The organism is Nocardia sp. NBC_01009, from assembly GCF_045208035.1.
Classification (GTDB): Bacteria; Actinomycetota; Actinomycetes; order Mycobacteriales; family Mycobacteriaceae; genus Nocardia.
Map to the genome: position 1 here is coordinate 54,197 of NZ_CP108695.1, position 19,114 is coordinate 73,310.

2 protein-coding genes (both cut by a window edge) are annotated in these 19,114 nt (G+C 68.6%); both read right to left on the minus strand.

The features are described 5' to 3' along the window. Positions 1-10,390, minus strand: partial view of a non-ribosomal peptide synthase/polyketide synthase gene (locus OHA42_RS00155; protein WP_406233501.1) — the start only. It extends 14,867 nt beyond the left edge of the window; only the first 10,390 of its 25,257 coding nucleotides appear in the window; its start codon is at positions 10,388-10,390; its stop codon lies off the left edge, out of view. Next, positions 10,390-19,114 carry the end of a non-ribosomal peptide synthase/polyketide synthase gene (locus OHA42_RS00160; RefSeq protein ID WP_406233503.1) on the minus strand. 9,134 nt of this gene lie beyond the right edge of the window, so 8,725 of the gene's 17,859 nt are visible here — the last part of the coding sequence; the start codon falls outside the window, past its right edge; its stop codon occupies positions 10,390-10,392. Before OHA42_RS00160 ends, OHA42_RS00155 begins: the two co-directional genes overlap by 1 nt.

Below are 19,114 nucleotides of genomic sequence, written 5' to 3' on the forward strand. Positions count from 1 at the left end.
TGCGGTCGCTGCCGAGGATCGGGCCTGCGGCCAGGCTCGTGAGTTCCAGCTGATCGACCGCGGTCATTCGGACTCCGGGCAGCGCGGGCAGCGTCGCCCCGCCCGCGGCAAGCACCAGCCGCGCACCTGCCGTACCGAGGATGTGTGCGATCCGTTCGGCAGGATGATCGGGATCGACCGGTAGATACGCGCCGCCCGCCTGCACGATCGCGAACATCGCCACCATCATGTCGATGGACTTCCGCGCGGCGAGCCCGACGATCGTGTCCGGGCCGATTCCGTCCGAGATCAGCCGGCGGGCCAGCCGGTTCGACCTGGCAGCGAGTTCGCCGTAGGTCACGCAGACGCCCTCGAACAGCAGCGCGGCCGCATCGGGGCTCGCCGCGGCGCGGCGGTCGAGCAGGTCACCGAGTGTCTCGCGGGGCAGCCGGTGCACCGTGGCATTGCGGTCGCAGAGCATCAGTCCGCGCTCGGCCACCGACATCAGCTCGACATCGCCGACCATCGTGCGAGCGTCGCGCACGATGGCGCGCAGCACCCGCTCGAAACCGGCCAGGAAACCGGCGGCAGTGTGTTCGTCGAACAAGTCGAGTGCGTAGTGCAGGTGCACGTCGATGCCGTCGGCCGAGCCGTCGGTGTCGTAGCGGTCGGTGAGCGTCCAGTCCAAGTCCACCTGGATCGGCCCCGGACCCGCATCGATGGCGGCGATGGCGAGCCGGTTGAGCCGGAAGTCCGGCTTGGTCTGGTTCTGCAACGTCAGCGACACCTGGTACAGCGGCGCATGTGCCCGGGAGCGGACCGGATTCAGCACCTCGACCAACTGCTCGAACGGCACCGCCGCGTGATCGAATGCGGCGAGATCGGTGTCGCGGACGTGGGCGAGCAGCTCGGCGAGGCGTGCGTCGGGTCGAACGTCGGTGCGCAGCAGCAGCGTATTGACGAACATGCCGACGAGTTCGTCGAGCGCCTCGTCGCCGCGGCCTGCGACCGGCGCGCCGATCACCACCTCGGCGGTGCCTGCGAGGCGGGCGAGCAGCACCGCCAGCGCGGTGTGCAGGACCATGAACGGCGAAACCCGGTGCGCCGTCGCCACATCCTGGATCGACTGGTGCAGTGCACGATCCAACCGGCCGGTGATCGCGGCCCCTCGGTTGGTGGACACTGCCGGGCGCGGCCGATCCGACGGGAGGGTCAGCACCTCGGGCAGACCGTCCAAACGCTTTGTCCAATAACGCAATTGGCGGGCCAGCACCGACATCTCGTCGGCGCTGCCACCCAGCGCGGCACGCTGCCAGATCGCGAAATCCGCGTACTGCACCGGTAGTGCTCCCCAGGCGGGTGCGAGGCCCGCGCATCGGGCCACATAGGCGGCGGCCAGGTCACGGGTCAGCGGGGCGGCCGACCAGCCGTCGGCGGCGATGTGGTGCACCACGAACAGCAGGATGTGCACCTGCTGGTCGGCACGAACCGGCATCTCGCCCGGCTGCTCGCCCAGGCGCAGCAACCGCACCCGCAGCGGCACCTCGGTGGTGACGTCGAAGCCGGTCTGCGCCACGGCGGTGACGATTCGTTCCAGTTCGGCGGGGGCGACCGGCTCCGGAACCAGGTCGACCAGGCGGGTTCCGGCGGGCAGGATCAGTTGCGTAGCCGCGCCGTCGCGCTCCGGGTACAGGGTGCGCAGCGTTTCGTGCCTGCCGATCACGTCGGTGATCGCGGCTTGTAGCGCGGGCACGTTCAGCATGCCGGTCAGTTGCAGCGCGAACGGGATGTTGTAGCCGCCGCCACGGGCGTCGAATCGGTTGAGGAACCACATGCGCTGCTGGGCAATCGACAGCGGAATCGCTTCGTCGCGATCCTGCGCGACCAGCGGCGGCAGCGGCCGTTGTTCGACCTCTGCCGCCGCGATCCTGCGGGCGAGATCGCGCACGGTCGGCGCGTCGAAGACCGCGCGCACCGGGACCTGCGTAGCAAGTGCTTTGGTCAGCCGCGCGGCCAGTTGCGTGGCGATGAGCGAGTTTCCGCCGAGTGCGAAGAAGTCGTCGTCCGCACCGACCCGATCGGCGCCGAGCAGTGCGGCGAACGTCGCTGCCACGATGGATTCGGTGTCGCCGGTGGGCGCGCGGAACTCGACCGCGGCCAGAACCGGTTCGGGCAATGCCTTGCGGTCCAGTTTGCCGACGGGAGTCAGTGGAAGCTGCGCGAGCACCACGATGGCCGCGGGCACCATGTGCGACGGCAGCGTGCGTGCGGCGAACGCGGTGAGTTCGGCCGGATCCGGCGACCGACCCGGCGTAGGCAGCACATAGGAGACGAGATTCGTTGCGCCGGAGGCATGCTCGCGCCCCATCGTGGTCGCGAACTCGATTTCCGGGTGTCCGGTGAGCACCGCGTCGATCTCACCGAGCTCGATGCGGAACCCGCGGATCTTCACCTGGAAATCCGAGCGTCCGACGTAATCGAGCTCCCCGCCCAACCAGCGCACCACATCACCGGTGCGGTACATCCGGGCGCCGGGGGCGCCCCAGGGATTGGCCACGAACCGATCCGCGGACAGCCCGGCGCGATGACGATAGCCGCGCGCCAAAGCGCCACCGGCCAAATACAATTCACCTGTCACACCTGGTGGCACCGGGTTGAGGCGGCCGTCGAGCACCAGCGCCGCCATACCGTGCACCGGTGTGCCGATGGTGATGTGCCGCCCCGCCGTCAGCTGCGCGTAGGAGGAGATGATCGTGGCCTCGGTCGGGCCGTAGCCGTTGAGATACCGCCGACCCGGCTGCCATGTGGCCAGCAGTTCCGGTGTCGTCACATCGCCGCCGACCGAGGCTGTCAACAGCTGCTGCTGACCGGCGGGGTCGACGGTGCCGAGCACCGCAGGCGTGATGATGGTGTGGGTCACGCCCTCCGCACGCAGCAACGCGCCGAGCTCCGCGCCGCCGATGATGCTCGACGGCACAATCACCAGTGTCGCGCCCACGGAGAAGGCGCACACCCATTCCAGCACCGACGGATCGAAACTGGGCGAGCAGATGTGCAGGAACCGGTGCTCGGATCCCAGCTGGTAGAGCCGGGTCGCGTGGTCGGTGAGACCACCGAGACCGGAATGCGTCACCGTGACGCCCTTGGGCATACCGGTCGAACCCGACGTGTAGATCACATACGCCGGGTGCTGCATCCGCAGCGGCGTCACGCGATCGGCATCGGTCACCGGCGCGGCGGACTTCGCCGCGCACAGCGCAATCGTCGAGGGCGCGTCGAGGACGAGCCAGGCCACGTCGTCGGGCAGGGCGTCGACGTGGCCGGCACCGGTGATGCCGAGCACCGCGGCGGAGTCGGTCACCATGTGCCGCACCCGATCCACCGGATAGGTCGGATCGACCGGCACGTGCGCGCCACCGGCCTTGGCGACGGCGAGCACTGCCGCCACCATCTCATACGATCGTGGGAATGACACCGCGACAAGGCTTTCCGGGCCGACACCACGATCGATCAGGACGCGGGCCAGCCGAGAGGAATAGTCGTCGAGCTCGCCGTAGGTGATCGATCTGCCCTGGTATCGCACCGCGATCCGGCTCCTGCCGAATCGCACGCCTCGGGTGAGCAGATCGGGCAGCAGCGCGGTCGCCATCACCTCGTCGCCGGGCACCCGGGTCAGCGCGGCGTACTCGGACTCGGCCAGCAGCGGCAGATCGCCGACGGCGGCGTCGGGCCGGGCGACGATCTCGGTGAGCAGCCGGGTGAACCGTTGCGCGAATACCCGAACAGTGGCTTCGTCGAACAAATCCCGCGCATAGGAGAACTCGGCCAGCAATCCGGATTCGGCATGGCGGATGGCCAGCGACAGATCGAACTTCGCGGCGTCGAATTCGATATCGACGGCCTCGACGAGCAACCCGGGCAGCTCGAACCGGCTCTCCGGCAGGTCCTCCGAGGTCAACGCCACCTGGAACAGCGGGTGCCGTGCCATCGAACGCTCCGGATTCAACAGCTCGACCAGCCGCTCGAACGGCAGCTCGGCGTGTGCGAACGCCTGCAGGTCGGCGTCTCTGGTTCGCTCCAGCAACGCAGTGAACGTCGCCTGTCCCGGCACCTGAGTGCGCAGCACGAGGGTGTTGACGAACATGCCGATCAGGTCGTCGAGTTCGGTGTCGCCGCGGCCGGCGATCGGGGTGCCGATCGCGATGTCTTCGGTGCCCGACAAGCGTGCCAGGAAGACCGCGAGTGCGGTGTGCACGACCATGAAGAGGGTCGCCTGCTGCGCGCGGGCGATCTGCTGCAGACCGTGGCGCAACTCCTCGTCGATCGGAAACGCCACCCGCCCACCAGCATACGACGGCACCGAGGGCCGCGGCCGGTCCGAGGGCAGATTCAGCTCCGCGGGCAGGCCGTCGAGGGTGCGGCGCCAGTATGCGGCCTGTGCCGAGATCAGACTGTCCGGATTGGATTCCGCGCCGAGCGCCTCGCGCTGCCAGATGCTGTAGTCCGCGTACTGCACCGGCAGCGGCGGCCACGCCGGCGCGACCCGTGCGGCACGCGCCGCGTAGGCCGCCATCACGTCTCGCGTGAGCGGCCCTATGGACCACCCATCCGCGCTGATGTGGTGCGCGACGAGCACCAGGACGTACTCCGGATCGGCGTCGAGGCCGGGGCCGAGGACCCGGAACAGTTCGGCCCGCAATGGGACCTCGCTGGTCACATCGAACCCGCCGGACACCTCCGCGGCGATGCGCGCACCAAGCGATTCGACCTCCACCGGAATGGGGGTCAGGTCGACAACCATCTCGTCGAGGGTCAGCACCAGCTGGTAGGCGACGCCATCCAGCTCCGGGTACACCGTGCGCAGTGCCTCGTGCCTGCCGATCACATCGGTGACGGCCTGCTGCAACGCGCCAATATCCAGATCGCCGGTCAACCGGACCGCGACCGGGATGTTGTGCACCGCCGAGGTGGTGTCGAAGCGATTGAGAAACCACATCCGCTGCTGCGCCAGCGACAACGGAATCAACTCGGGACGCTGCTCGGGCACCAGTTGACGACGCGGCGCACCGGTTGTCCTCAGTTCGCTCACCGTAGCCGCGAAGCCCGCCACGGTGGACGCTTCGAAGAGTGCACGAACCGGAATCCGGGTACCGACGGCTTTCCCTGCCCGTGCGGTGACCTGGGTGGCGTCCAGCGAGCTGCCGCCGAGTGCGAAGAAGTCGTCGTCCAACCCCACCCGCTCGACCCGAAGCACTTCGGCGAACACCGTGGCCACCAGGCGCTGCGTGGCATTGCTCGGCGCTCGAAAACGGGTGGGCTGCAATACCGGAAGCGGTAGCGCACCGCGGTCCAGCTTGCCGCTGGTGTTGAGCGGGAACTCCGCCAGCTCGACGAGTGCGGTGGGCACCATGTATCCGGGCAGCTCCTGTGCCAGCGCCGCCTGCACCACGCCGAGGTCGAGCTCGCTGCCCGACGTGCGAACCAGATACCCAGCGAGGTAGTCACCGGTGTCGGCACTGATCAAACGCGCCGCGGCCCGACTCACCCCGGGCACCGCGAGCAAGGCGGTCTCGATGTCGGCGAGCTCGATGCGCTGACCGCGGAATTTCACCTGGAAGTCGACGCGACCGAGGTAGACGAGTTCGCCATCCCGGCTCCACCGCACCAGGTCGCCGGTGCGGTACATCCGCTCACCGCAGCGGCCGAATGGATTCGCGACAAAGCGATCGGCGGTCAGATCCACCCGCCCGTGATAGCCGCGCGCCAGCTGGTCGCCCGCCAGATACAGCTCACCGGACACCCCGATCGGCACCGGGTGCAGTCGCGAATCCAGCACGTAGACCTGGGAATTCCACTCCGGTTCACCGATCGGCACCAGCGGGGCGTCGTCGGTGGTCACCTCGCGGGCGGTGATCGATACGGCGGCCTCGGTCGGCCCGTACAGGTTGTGCAAAGCGGCGGCGCTCACGGCGTGGAAGGCGGCGATGGTCTCGGGCGCCAACGCCTCGCCGATGACGAAAACCTCACGCAGCGAGGCGAGTTCACCGGGCTCGGCGTGGGCCGCGAATACCGAAAGCATGGACGGCACGAAGTCGGTCAGCGTAACCCGGTGGTGGGCAATAGTTTCCGCGATGTAGCGCGCATCGCGGTGCCCGTCCGCGGTGGCGAGCAGCAGGGTCGCGCCCGCGCGCAGCGGCAGGAAGTAGCCCCACAGCGATACATCGAAGGTGGTCGCGGTCTTCTGCAGGTACACATCGCCGGTGCGGATGCGGTATTCGTCGTGCATCCAGGCCAGCTGGTTCGCGATGGCGCGATGCTCGATGGCCACGCCTTTCGGCCTGCCGGTCGAGCCGGAGGTGAAGATGACGTAGGCCGGGTGCTCGGGACGCAGCGTAGCGAGCCGTTCCGGGTCGCCGATCTTGGCGACCGAGTAGCCGGACAGCTCGAGCTCATCGAGGTGGATCAACGCAATGGCGGCCGCATCGGACAGCGCGAAGCCGGTCGAGCGCGTGGTCAGCACGACGTGTGGCCGTGCGGTGTCGAGAATGTGCCGAATTCGTTCGGCAGGATGATCGGGGTCCACCGGTACATAGGCCCCGCCCGCCCGCAGCACCGCGTACATGGCCACGACGAGCTCGATCGAGCGTGGCAGCGCTAGCACCACCAGCGTCTCCGGACCGACGCCGGTCTCGATCAGCAGCCGGGCCAGTCCGTTGGCGTGCTCGGAGAGCTCGGTGTAGGTCAGCTCCGTCGTATCACTCACCAGCGCAACCGCATTCGGGGTGCGCCGAACCTGATTGTCGAACCCCTCGTGCAGGAACCGGTCGGCCACCTTGTGCCCGCTGGCATTCCAGCTCGCGGTGACATAGTCGAGTTCGCCAGCGTCCAGGAGTTCGATATCGCCGACCGGACTATCCGGCGTCGCGACGACAGCACGCAGCAACCGCAGGAACTTCACACCGAACTCGCGGACGGTGGCGGGATCGAACAGGTCGGTGGCGTAGGTGAATTCGGCGCGGTACCCAGCCTCGGCCGCACCGGTGTCGGAGATGGTCAGCTGGAGATCGAACTTGGCGAACCCGGGATCGAAGTCCACGATGTCCGCGGCCAGGCCCGGCATGGTCAGTGCGATCGGACCGATGTTCTGCATGAACAGCGCGACCTGGAACAGCGGGTGCCTGGCCTGGGATCGGGCCGGATCGACCACCTCGACCAGGCGCTCGAAGGGGATGTCGCTGTGCGCGAAGGCACGCAGGTCGCGATCACGGGCGTGGGTGACGAGGTCGGCGAAGGACGCCGCACCGCGCACCTCGGTGCGCAGCACCAGAGTGTTGACGAACATGCCGACGAGGTCGTCGAGTGCGCGGTCACCGCGACCGGCGACCGGGGTTCCGACCGCTATGTCAGAGGTGCCGGAGAGCCTGGCGAGCAGCGCGGCCAGCGCGGCGTGCAGCACCATGAACGGCGTGGCCCGGCACCGTGCGGCGATCGCGTCGAGCTCGGCCCGCAGTGCGGCATCGATGGCGAACTCGTGCGTCGCGCCGCGGTAGGAGGCGGTCGCGGGGCGGGGACGATCGGCGGGTAGATCCAGTTGGCCTGGTAGCTCGGCTAGTTCGGCAGCCCAGAAGTCGAGCTGGCGTGCGGCCGTGGATTCGGGGTCCGCTTCATCCCCGAGCACCTGCTGCTGCCACAGCGCGTAGTCCGCGTACTGCACCGTCAGCGGAGCCCAGTCCGGCCGGCGTCCGCTGCTGCGGGCGGAATATGCGGTGATCAGGTCACGCATCAACGGTCCCATCGAGACACCGTCGGCGGCGATGTGGTGCACCACGAGTACCAGCGTGTGGTCCTGTGCGCCGCTGCGCAGCAACCGCACCCGGACCGGGATCTCCTCGGTCACATCGAATCCCTGACCGGCGATCGCCATGACCGCGCCCGCGAGGTCCGCCGCAGGCACCTCCGAGAGCGACAGATCGAACACGGCATGCACCGAACGCACCTGCTGTACCGGTCCGGCGTCGGTCTGCGGGTAGACGGTGCGCAGGATCTCGTGCCGCGCGACGATATCGGTGATAGCCACCGACAACGCCTGGACATCGAGTGCACCGCGCAACCGCAAGGCGACCGGAATGTTGTCCACCGCCGCGGTGTCGAAGACGTACGCGGACTCGGTGTCGCTGCCCAAGCGGTTGAGGAACCACATCCGCCGCTGCGCGGGCGACAGCGGAATGCGCTCCGGCCGCGGCCCGGCCAGCAGAGCGGGACGTGCCGGTGCGCCAGCGGCGGACAAAGTGGCGAGCGCCGCCACGGTCGGACGGTCGAAGAAGTCACGGACGTCGACGCAGACACCGAGCGCGGCCGCGACCCGGGCAATGGCCCGCGTCGCCATGAGCGAATTGCCGCCGAGGGCGAAGAAATCGTCGTCGGCTCCGACCCGGTCCGCCTCGAGCAGCTCACCGAAGATCGCCGCAACAGCCCGCTCGGCCGCGGTGGCCGGCTCCCGGTATGCCAGAGCGCCGGAACCGAATACCGGCTCCGGCAGCGCGCGACGATCCAGCTTGCCATTGGCGTTCACCGGCATCTCGTCGAGCACCATGACCAGCGAGGGCACCATGTACTCCGGCAGCTGCGCTCGCGTGGCCTCCAGCACCGCGGCGGCATCGAGCACGGCAGCGCCGTTCGCAACGACGTAGCCGACCAGATGGTCGCCGCCCGCATGCTGATGCAGCACCACCACGGCCTGCGCGACCTGTTGGTTGCGCAGCAGCGCCGCCTCCACCTCGCCCAACTCGATGCGCAGGCCACGCAACTTCACCTGGAAATCGGTGCGGCCCAGGTACTCGAGCTCGGCCGGGCCGCCGTCGACAGCGGGCAGCCAGCGGGCCAGGTCACCGGTGCGGTACATGCGCTCGCCGGGCGGACCTTCGGGATTGGCCACGAACCGGTCGGCGGTCAGTGCCGGGCGCGCCACATAGCCGCGGGCCAATTGCACACCGGCCAGGTACAGCTCCCCGACGACTCCGCTTGGCACCGGCCGCAAATTATCGTCCAGCACAAGCAGTTCGGAGTCGTCGGCGGGTGCGCCGATCGGCACGGTCGTGACATCCACGGCAGTCACCTCGTGCGAGGTGATATCCACCGCGGCCTCGGTCGGACCGTAGGCGTTGTACAGGCACGCGCCGCTGATCGCACGGAAGGCGGCGCCGGTCGCCGCGGGCAACGCCTCACCCGAAGCGATCACCAGCCGCAGCGTTTCCACTGCCGCCGCGTCCGCCGGATCCACCGCGGTGACGAACACCGCGAGCATCGACGGCACGAAATGCGCCACGGTGATACCGCATTCGGCGATCGTGCGAACCAGATAGGCCGGATCGCGATGACCATCGGGCTCGGCGATCACCAGACGCGCACCGACCTGCAACGGCCAGAAGAACTCCCACACCGAGACATCGAAGGTGAACGGTGTCTTCTGCAGCACGACATCGGTCGAGTTGAGCCGGTGCAGCCGCTCGCGCCACCGCAGATTGGCGACGATCGACCGGTGCGAAACCGCAACGCCCTTGGGCCGACCGGTCGAGCCCGAGGTGAAAATGACGTAGGCGATATTGTCGCCCAGCGGCCGGGGCCAGGCGTCGAACGATTCCGGCGCGACCGCGTCGAACCGATCGATCCGCAGCACGTCGACACCCGCGGACAGCTCCGGCTCGTCGCGGGTGGTGGTGAGCACCAGCACCGGTGCGGCGACCTCCAGCACATAGGCAATGCGCTCGACGGGGTGTTCCGGGTCGATCGGCACATAGGCGCCGCCGGCCTTGAGGATCGCGTACATGCCGATCAGCAGTTCGAACGATCGTTGCACCGCGAGTCCGACCAGCGCGTCCGGGCCGACGCCCCGCTCGACCAGGTGGTAGGCCAGTGCATCGACCCTGGCGCCGAACTCGGCGTAGGTGAGAGTCGCGCCCGCGTACTCCAGCGCGACCGCATCGGGTGTCCGCCGAACCTGGGCCTCGAACTCGCTGATCAGCGTCTCGGTCGGCGCGAAGTTCGTCGGCAGCACCCCCACCGCCGCGTCGAGTGCGTCATCGAGCAGCTGCTCGAGAATCGCGCCGAGCGCACCGTCGGCCGAATCCATCAGTTCCGGCAACTGACCCGACACCACCACCGGCACCAGCGCGTCCGGTCCGAGCGCGCCACCCATGGCCTCGTCGAGCGCCCCGAGTTCGGTGGCCAGCGCACCGTAGCTGATCACGGTGTCGGCGTGCCGCAACGCGATTCGATCCGGATCCAGCTCGGCGACCGTCCCGATCAATCCTGGTAGGTCATCGATTCCGTAGGCGCGGCGCAGCGCCGCATGAGGATGCGCGGCACCAGGGTTGCCGAGCTCGCTGGATGCGACCGATTCTGCGTGGGACATCAGCTATTTCCTTCCGAATCGATTTCCAACCCAGAGTTGGAGACGACGGCCTGCGCGTCGGTGAGCAGCGTCCGCAGCACTGCGGCGAGACCACTACCGCCGAGCGCGGCCAAGACGCCGGGCACCAGCCCGGCGAGGGAGACATTGATCAGCGCTTCGGGTTTGGCCGCCGCGCCCATCGCCTTGGCGACCGCCGCGATCTTGGCGGCGAGCTGGCCGTAGGTCACCGTGTGCGCGCCGTGTTCGAAGGCGACGATGTCGGGCGCGATGTCCGCCGCGGCCGCGATGAGTACGGGCAGCTCGGCCACTGTCACCGGCTCGATGGCCCTGCTGGGTGCGCGCCGCAGCTGTTCCGCGCCGGTGCGGATGTCGATGGCCCGGATTGCGATCGACGGCGCTGCCACGACAGTCGAGAACACCCGCAGCAGCCGATCGGCGAACAGCTGGACCGTGGCGGCATCGAAAATGTCCGTCGCGTAACCGAACCTCAGCTGCAGTCCGGCCGGTTCGCCTGCGGCATCGAACTTTTCGATGCCGGTGAGCTGGAGATCGAACTTCGCCTCGGCCAGTTCCAGATCGAGCGCCTCGACCGCGAGCCCGGGCAGCGCCACCCGGCCTGCGGGCATGTTCTGGAAGGTGAACAGGACCTGGAACAGCGGGGTGTAGGTGCTCGAGCGGGTGCACTCCAGCGCGTCGACCACGCGCTCGAACGGCACATCGGCGTGCGAGAGCGCCGCCACATCCCGGTCCCTGGCCTGCCGGAGCAGATCGGCGAAGCCGGTGCGCGGGTCGATCTCGGTGCGCAGCACCACCGTGTTGACGAACATGCCGATCAGGTCGTCGAGCTCGCGTTCGCCGCGACCTGCGACCGGAGCGCCGATGGCAATGTCACCGGTGCCGGACAGTTTGGCGAGCAGCACCGCGAATGCGCTGTGGATCAGCGTGAACAACGTAGTGCCGTGCTCACGGGCAACGCCGTTCAATCGGCGGGTCAGCTCGGCATCGACCGCGAAATCAACGGTAGCGCCGCGCATTTCCCGACGCGCCGGCCTCGGTCGATCGGTCGGCAGTGCGAGAACCTCGGGTAGTCCAGCCAATTCCGTGCTCCAGTACGCGAGCTGCCGAGACAGCAGGCTCGCCGGATCGCGATCGGAACCCAGGATTTCGCGCTGCCACTCGCTGTAATCGGAGTACTGGATATCGAGTGGGGCCCAGTCCGGTCGCTGCCCGGTCGCTCGGCTGAGATAGGCGCGCACCAGATCGCGCGTCATCGGTGCGACCGAGTAGCCGTCGGCACTGATGTGGTGCGCGACCACCACGAGAACGTGCTCGTCCCTGCCGGTTTCGAACAGCGCGATCCGGACCGGTGGTGCGGTGGTGACATCGAAACCGGTGACGACGAACTCGTCGAGTTGCGCAGCGAGGTCCGAAACCCGCACCGGAATCGGAGTCAGATCGATGCTGACCGCGCTGCTGTCGAGGACCTCCTGCACCGGGCCGTGCTCGGTGTCGGGATACCTGGTGCGCAGGGCTTCGTGCCTGCTCAGCACATCCAGGACCGCGGCAGTGAGCGCGTCGAGGTCCAGCACGCCGGTCAGCCGCAGGGCGGCGGGGATGTGGTAGGCGGAGGAGTCCGGAGCCAGCCGGTTCACCACCCACATCCGCTGCTGTGCGAGCGAGAGCGCAGCGGGCGCGGGGTCGCAACGACGGCTGAGCGCGGGCCGCCCTTCGGTGCCGTCCAACTCGGCGATGTGCGCCGCGAGAGCGGCCACCGTGGGCGACTCGAATACCGAGGAGACCAGCACCCGGACACCGAGGGCAGCGCCGAGCTGCGCGGCCAGCCGGGTCGCCATCAGCGAGTTGCCACCCATGGCGAAGAAGTGATCGTCCAGACCTGCTGTCGCCGCGCCGATCACGTCGGCAAAGGCGGTGGCCACGAGCTGCTCGTGCTCGGTGCTCGGTGCTCGGTAGGCAACTTCGGTGAACACCGGCTCGGGCAATTGCGCTCGATCGACCTTGCCATTCGCGTTGAGGGGCAACGACTCCAGCACGACGATCGCGGCCGGCACCATATATGCGGGCAGCTCGACGGCCACCGCCGCGCGTAGTTCGACGGCCAGGTCCGCGCGGGCGGCCGAATCCGATTCCGGCACCGCGACGTAGGCGATGAGCCGAGTGCCTGCCCGCTCGTCATCGCGCGCCACCGCCACTGCCGCACGCACCACGGACAGTCGCCGCAGCGCGGACTCCACGTCACCGAGCTCGATGCGGAAGCCGCCGATCTTGACCTGGAAATCCGATCGCTCGAGATACTCCAGGGCGCCGTCCGGACGCCGGCGAACTATGTCGCCGGTGCGATACATCGGCTCGGCTGCGGCCGCGAAAGGATCGGCGACGAAGCGATCCGCGGTCGATGCGGGTCTGCGGTGATAGCCGCGGGCCAATTGCGCACCGGCCAAATACAGCTCGCCCGGTACGCCGACGGGCACCGGCTGGAGCCTGGCATCGAGAACGTAGACCCGGCTGTTCCACGCAGGCGCACCGATCGGCACCACCTGCGACGGGTCTGCCCGCACTTCGAATGCCGTGATCGACACCGCGGCCTCGGTGGGGCCGTACAGGTTGAACAGTCTGGTGCGCGCCGCGCGCCGCCGGAACTCGACCGCAGTGGCAGGCGGCAATGCCTCACCGATGGCGAGCACCTGGCGCAGCGAGAGCGGCATCGGTGCATCCGGCGCGGCGGCGAGCAGCATGCCCACGAGTGACGGCACCGCGTGCAGCACCGTGACGCCGTGTCGCTCGATCAGCGCACGCACTCGGTCGGGATCGCGCTCGGTGCCCGCCGTGGTCACTACGAGGCGACCGCCGGTCACCAGTGGAGACCAGAACTCCCAGACCGAGAGGTCGAAGGTCGCCGGGGTCTTCAGCAGCACGCAGTCTTGTGGGCCGAGTGCGAAACTGTCACGCAGCCACGCCAACTGGTTGACGATCGCCGAGTGCGCGACGGTGACACCCTTGGGCAGGCCCGTCGATCCGGACGTGAAGATCACGTAGGCCGGGTGCGCCTGTCGCAATGGGCGGATCCGGTCGGTGTCCCGGATCGGTGTCGTCGCGAAGCCCGCCAGCTCGATCCTGTCGACTTCCAGTGCCGCCGGTCGGGTTTCGATCGGCATGCCGTCGGCAGAGGTGGTGAGAATGCAGGCGGGCGCCGCGATGTCGATGATGTGGGCGATCCGGTCGGCCGGCTGGTCCGGATCGATGGGAACGTAGGCTCCGCCCGCCCGCACCACCGCGTACATGGCGACGATCAGGTCCACCGACCGGCGCATCGCCAGCACGACGGTCGACTCGGGACCCACCCCTTCGGCGATCAGCCTGCGCGCGAGCCGGTTCACCCGAGCGTCGAATTCTGCGTAGGTGAGCGTGGTTTCGGGTGCAACTGCCGCATCGATCAGCGCCACCGCATGCGGCGTTGCCGCCGCCTGGGCGTCGAACAGATCCGCGAGCGTGACCGGCTCGACGTGGTGCGCGGTGCGATTCCACTCGTCGAGCAGCTGTGCCCGATCGACCTCGCCGAGCAGGTCGAGGTCGCCGACGAGGGTGTCCGGCCGGGTGGCCACCGATTCGAGCACCCGGTGCAGTGCGGCCGCGAATCGCTGTGCGCTCGTGGTCTCGAACAGGTCCGTCGCGTAGCCGATGGCCAGGTCGATGCCGTCGGGCGCGCCGTCGGCGGCGTAATTGTCCACCGCGAACAGGTGTAGATCGAATTGCGCGACATTGCTGTCGAATTCGACTTCCCGCACCTCGAGGCCCGGCAAACGGAGCGTGCCTCGATCGTGGTTCTGGAAGGAGTAACCGACCTGGAACAGCGGGTGCCGTGCGGTCGAGCGCTGCGGGTTCAGCACCTCGACCAGTCGCTCGAACGGCACATCGGCGTGTGAGAAGGCCGCGATGTCCGCCGCCCGCGCGCGGCCGAGCAGTTGTTCGAAGGTCGCGCCGCCATCGACCTGGGTCCGCAGCACCAGCGTATTGACGAACATGCCGATGACGTCGTCGAGTTCGGCCGCGCCACGGCCGGCGATCGGGGTGCCGACGGCAATGTCCGAGGTCCCCGACAACCGCGCGAGCAGTGCGGCGAAGGCGGCGTGCACCACCATGAACAAGGTCGCGCCGGCGCGCCTGCCGAGTGCGACGAGTGCCGCGTGCAGTTGCGCGTCGATGCCGATCCCGACTTTGCCGCCGCGCAGGCTCTGGCGAGCGGGCCGCGGGTGGTCGGCAGGCAGGGTGAGCTGATCGGGCAGTCCGGTCAGAGTCTCGGTCCAGTAGGCGATCTGTTGCGCGGACAGCGCGGCGGAATCGTCCTCCGCGCCGAGCAATTCGCGCTGCCACAGCGCGTAGTCCGCGTACTGCACGGCCTGCGGCGCCCAGCCGGGCGCGTTGCCTGCGCAGCGTGCGGTATAGGCGACCATCAGGTCCCGAATGAACGGCGCGATCGACGACCCGTCCGCGGCAATGTGGTGCACAACGGCGGCGAGCACGTAGTCCGGACCGATCGCGAACAGTCGCATCCGAATCGGGACGTCCACGGTGACATCGAAGGTGGTCGCGGCCAGTTCCCTGATCCGGTCCGGTAGCTCGGTTTCGGTCACCTCGATCGGATACAACGACGGAATCGCCTGGGCGGCAGGCATGATCAGCTGCGTCGGTGCACCGTCGAGCTCGGGGTAGCGGGTCCGCAGCGATTCGTGCCTGCCGATGACATCGCCGACGGCGGACTGGAGCGCCGCGACGTCGAGGACGCCGGAGAGTCGAAGGGCGAGCGGGATGTTGTAGGCGATCGACGATCGGTCGAAGCGGTTGAGGAACCACATCCGCTGCTGGGCGGGCGAGAGCGGGAGCCGATCGGGACGCGCGCCCGCCACCAGCGCGGGCCGGGCGGCCGCCCCGTCACCGGTGGTCACCATGGCCGCGAAGTCGGCCACCCGCGACGCCTCGAACAGCGCACGGACCGTCACGGTGCGGCCGAGTGCGGCCCCGATCCTGGCGACCGCCTTGGCGGCGAGCAGGGAGCTGCCGCCGAGGTCGAAAAAGTCGTCGTCGGCGCCGACCAGACGCGGCTCGGCCGTACCCGCGCCGTAGCCGAGCACCTCCGCGAAGACCCCGGCGACGATCTCCTCCGCGAACGTCGCGGGCTTGCGATAGGTCTTCGCCTCGAAGACCGGCGCGGGCAGCGCGGCGCGGTCGAGCTTCCCGTTCACCGTCAACGGAATGCGATCGACCATCACGATCGCGGCGGGCACCATGTGCTCGGGCAGCCTGCGCGCGAGCGCCTGCCGCAACGCCGCGGTGTCGGACAATCCCGCGCCGACCACGTAGGCCACGATGCGCGGCTCGTCGACGAGGTCGGCGCGCACCACGACCGCGACCTCGCTGACCGTCAGCGCGGCCTCGTCCAGCAGCGCGGCCTCGATCTCGCCGAGCTCGATACGGAACCCGCGCAGGTTCACCTGCTGGTCGACCCGGCCCAGATACTCCAGATCGCCGTCCGCCGTCCACCGGGCGAGGTCGCCGGACCGATAGGCCAGCGCGCCGCCACCGGCATACGGGTCGGCCACGAACCGACTCGCGGTCAGCGCGGGGCGGCCGAGGTATGCGCGCGCCAATTGCCCGCCCGAGACATAGATTTCGCCGGGCACCCCGACCGGCACCGGGCGCAGCCGAGCATCGAGCACCCGCACGGCCAACCCGGGTATCGCGCTGCCGATCACACTCGCCGATCCGGTGCCTGCCTCGATCGAGCGATGGGAGACATGCACCGTTGTCTCGGTGATGCCGTACATATTCACCAGTTGTGGCCCGTTCGGACGCCGCTCGAACCACCCGTTCAGGCGCTGTGGTTCCAGTGCCTCGCCCCCGAAAATCACATAACGCAAAGGCAACTCGTGCCGTGCCTGGTCAGCGTTGTCGGCCGCGATCAACTGATAGAAGGCCGAGGGCGTCTGGTTGAGAACCGTGACACCTTCCGCGGCGAGCAGTTCCAGGAATTGCTGCGGCGCCCGCGAGGTGTAGTAATCGACGACAACCAGCCTGCCGCCGTAGAGCAGCGCGCCCCACAGCTCCCATACCGAGAAATCGAAGGCATAGGAGTGGAACAGCGTCCAGACATCCGACGGCCCGAACTCGAACCGGCCCGTCGTGTTGTCCAGCAGCCGCAGCACATTGCGGTGCGGGGTGACGACGCCCTTGGGCCGACCGGTGGAGCCGGAGGTGTAGATGACGTAGGCGGTATGCGCCGGGTCCAACGGTTGGCGGCGATCGCCGTCGGTCACCGGCGCACCGTCGAAGGATTCCAGATCGGCGGCATCGATCTCGATGACCGGACCACCGAACCAGCCGCGCGCCAATCCGGTTGCCGCACTGGTGATCGCACAGATCGGCCGAGCATCGTCGAGGACGTACTCGATCCGGTCGGCCGGATAGTTGGGATCGATCGGCAGATAGCCACCACCGGCCTTCACCACCGCCAGCAGCGCGACGATCAGGTCCACCGAACGCGGGAGCGCCACCGCGACCAGTGCTTCCGGCCCGACGCCCGCGGCGATGAGCCGCCGGGCGAGCCGGTTGGATCGGCCGTCGAGTGCGGCATAGGTCAGCGACCGATCGCCTGCCCGTACCGCGACGGCGGCCGGGTCGATCGCCGCGGCCAGGGCGAACCGATCAGCCAGGGTGCCGGTCACGGCAGTCCGCTGCCCCGGCGTGCCCGCCCACTCGTACAGCGCCCGATGCTGCTCCTCCGCGCTGAGCAGTTGGATGTCACCGACGACCACCGTCGCGTCCGCGGCGATCGCAGCCAGCACCTGCGTGTAGCGCCGAGCCATTACCTCGATCGTCGCAGCATCGAAAAGGTCTGTGGCGTAGGTTATTTCGATTTCCATGCCGTCCGCGCGGCCACCCGCGTCGTTCGACTCGAGCACCGTGAACTGCAGATCGAACTTGGCGGCGACCGCGTCGAACTCGACCGGACGCACCAGCAGACCGTCCATTTCCAGCTGCGGCAGCGCGAAGTTCTGGAAGGTCATGGCCACCTGGAACAGCGGATGGCGGTTCTGCGCCCGCGTGGGGGCGACCAGCTCCACCAGCCGTTCGAAGGGAATGTCCGCATGCGAGAGTGCCTCGATGTCCTGAGCGCGCACCGTGTCGAGCACGGTCTCGAAGCGCGCCCTGGTGTCGATGCGGGTGCGCAGCACCAGCGTGTTGACGAACATGCCGACGAGGCCGTCCAGCGCGGCCGCGCCGCGACCGGCAACTGGTGTGCCGATCGCGATGTCCTCGGCGCTCGACAACCGGGCGAGCAGCACCGCGAGCGCCGCGTGCATGGTGGCGAACAAGGTGACGTCCCGTTTACGCGCCAGCTCGCTCAGTTCGCTGTGCAGGTCGGAATCGATGCGCAGCCGGTGGGTGTCGCCGCGATAGGACGACACGATGGGGCGCGGGCGGTCGGTGGGCAGTTCGAGCTGCTCGGGCAGGCCGGTGAGGGTCTGTCGCCAGTACGCGAGCTGACGATGGGTCCGTGACGCGGGATCCTCGGCGGCACCGAGGTTTTCGGCATGCCACAGTGTGTAGTCGGCGTATTGGACGGGCAGTGCGGCCCACGCGGGCGCTGTGCCCGCGCTGCGTGCGGCGTAGGCGGTCATCAGATCACCGGCCAGCGGCCCGAGCGAGAACCCGTCGGCCGAGATGTGGTGCAGCACCAGCGCCAGGACATGGTCGACGGAGTTCGGCCCGTCGATCGTGAACAGCGCGGCACGCAACGGCATGTCGCTCGTCACGTCGAATGTCGTCGCGGCGAAAGCGGCGAGCTGTTGCGCGAGTTCGGATTCGGTGACCGGGTCCGACCGCAGCACGGAAACGGCCGATCCCCTCGGAAGGACCACTTGTTCGGCACCGTCGGGTCCGTCCGGATAGACCGTGCGCAACGTTTCGTGGCGGTCGATGACATCGGCCAGCGCGGTGGTCAGCGCGGCGACATCCAGCTCTCCGGTGAGGCGAAGCGCGACCGGAATGTTGTCGACGGCGGTACCGGGACCGGTCTCGGCATTCGACAGGAACCTGTTGCGGAACCACATCCGTTGTTGGGCAGGCGACAGCGGAACCCGCTCCGGACGCGGACGCACCGCCAACTCGGTACGGCCGCCCGCCCCCTCGTGCGCTTCGGCCCGCGCGGCCAGCGCTGCGACCGTCGACGCCTCGAACAGCATCCGCACCGGAAGCTCGGCATCCAACGCTGCACCGAGCCGGGCGAGGACCTGAGTGGCGTTCAGGGAGTTTCCACCGAGCGCGAAGAAGTCGTCATCGAGCCCGACCCGCTCGACGCCGAGCACCGCACCGAAGACGCGCGCGACAATCTCTTGCACCGCAGTCGCGGGCGCGCGAAAAGCCGTGGCCTCGAACACGGGTGCGGGCAATGCCTTTCGTTCCAGCTTGCCGGAGGCGTTGAGCGGGAACTCGTCGAGCACCACGAAGGCCGACGGCACCAGGTAGCCCGGTAGCCGCCTGCCCAGCGCGGACCGCACAGCGTCGAGGCCGATCGTCGCACCGTGCTCCGCGACGAGGTACCCGACCAATTGCGTGCCCGCGTGCACCACGACGACGGCCTGCGCGATCGAATCCATACCGATGAGCACGGATTCGATCTCCCCCGGCTCGATCCGCACACCACGCACT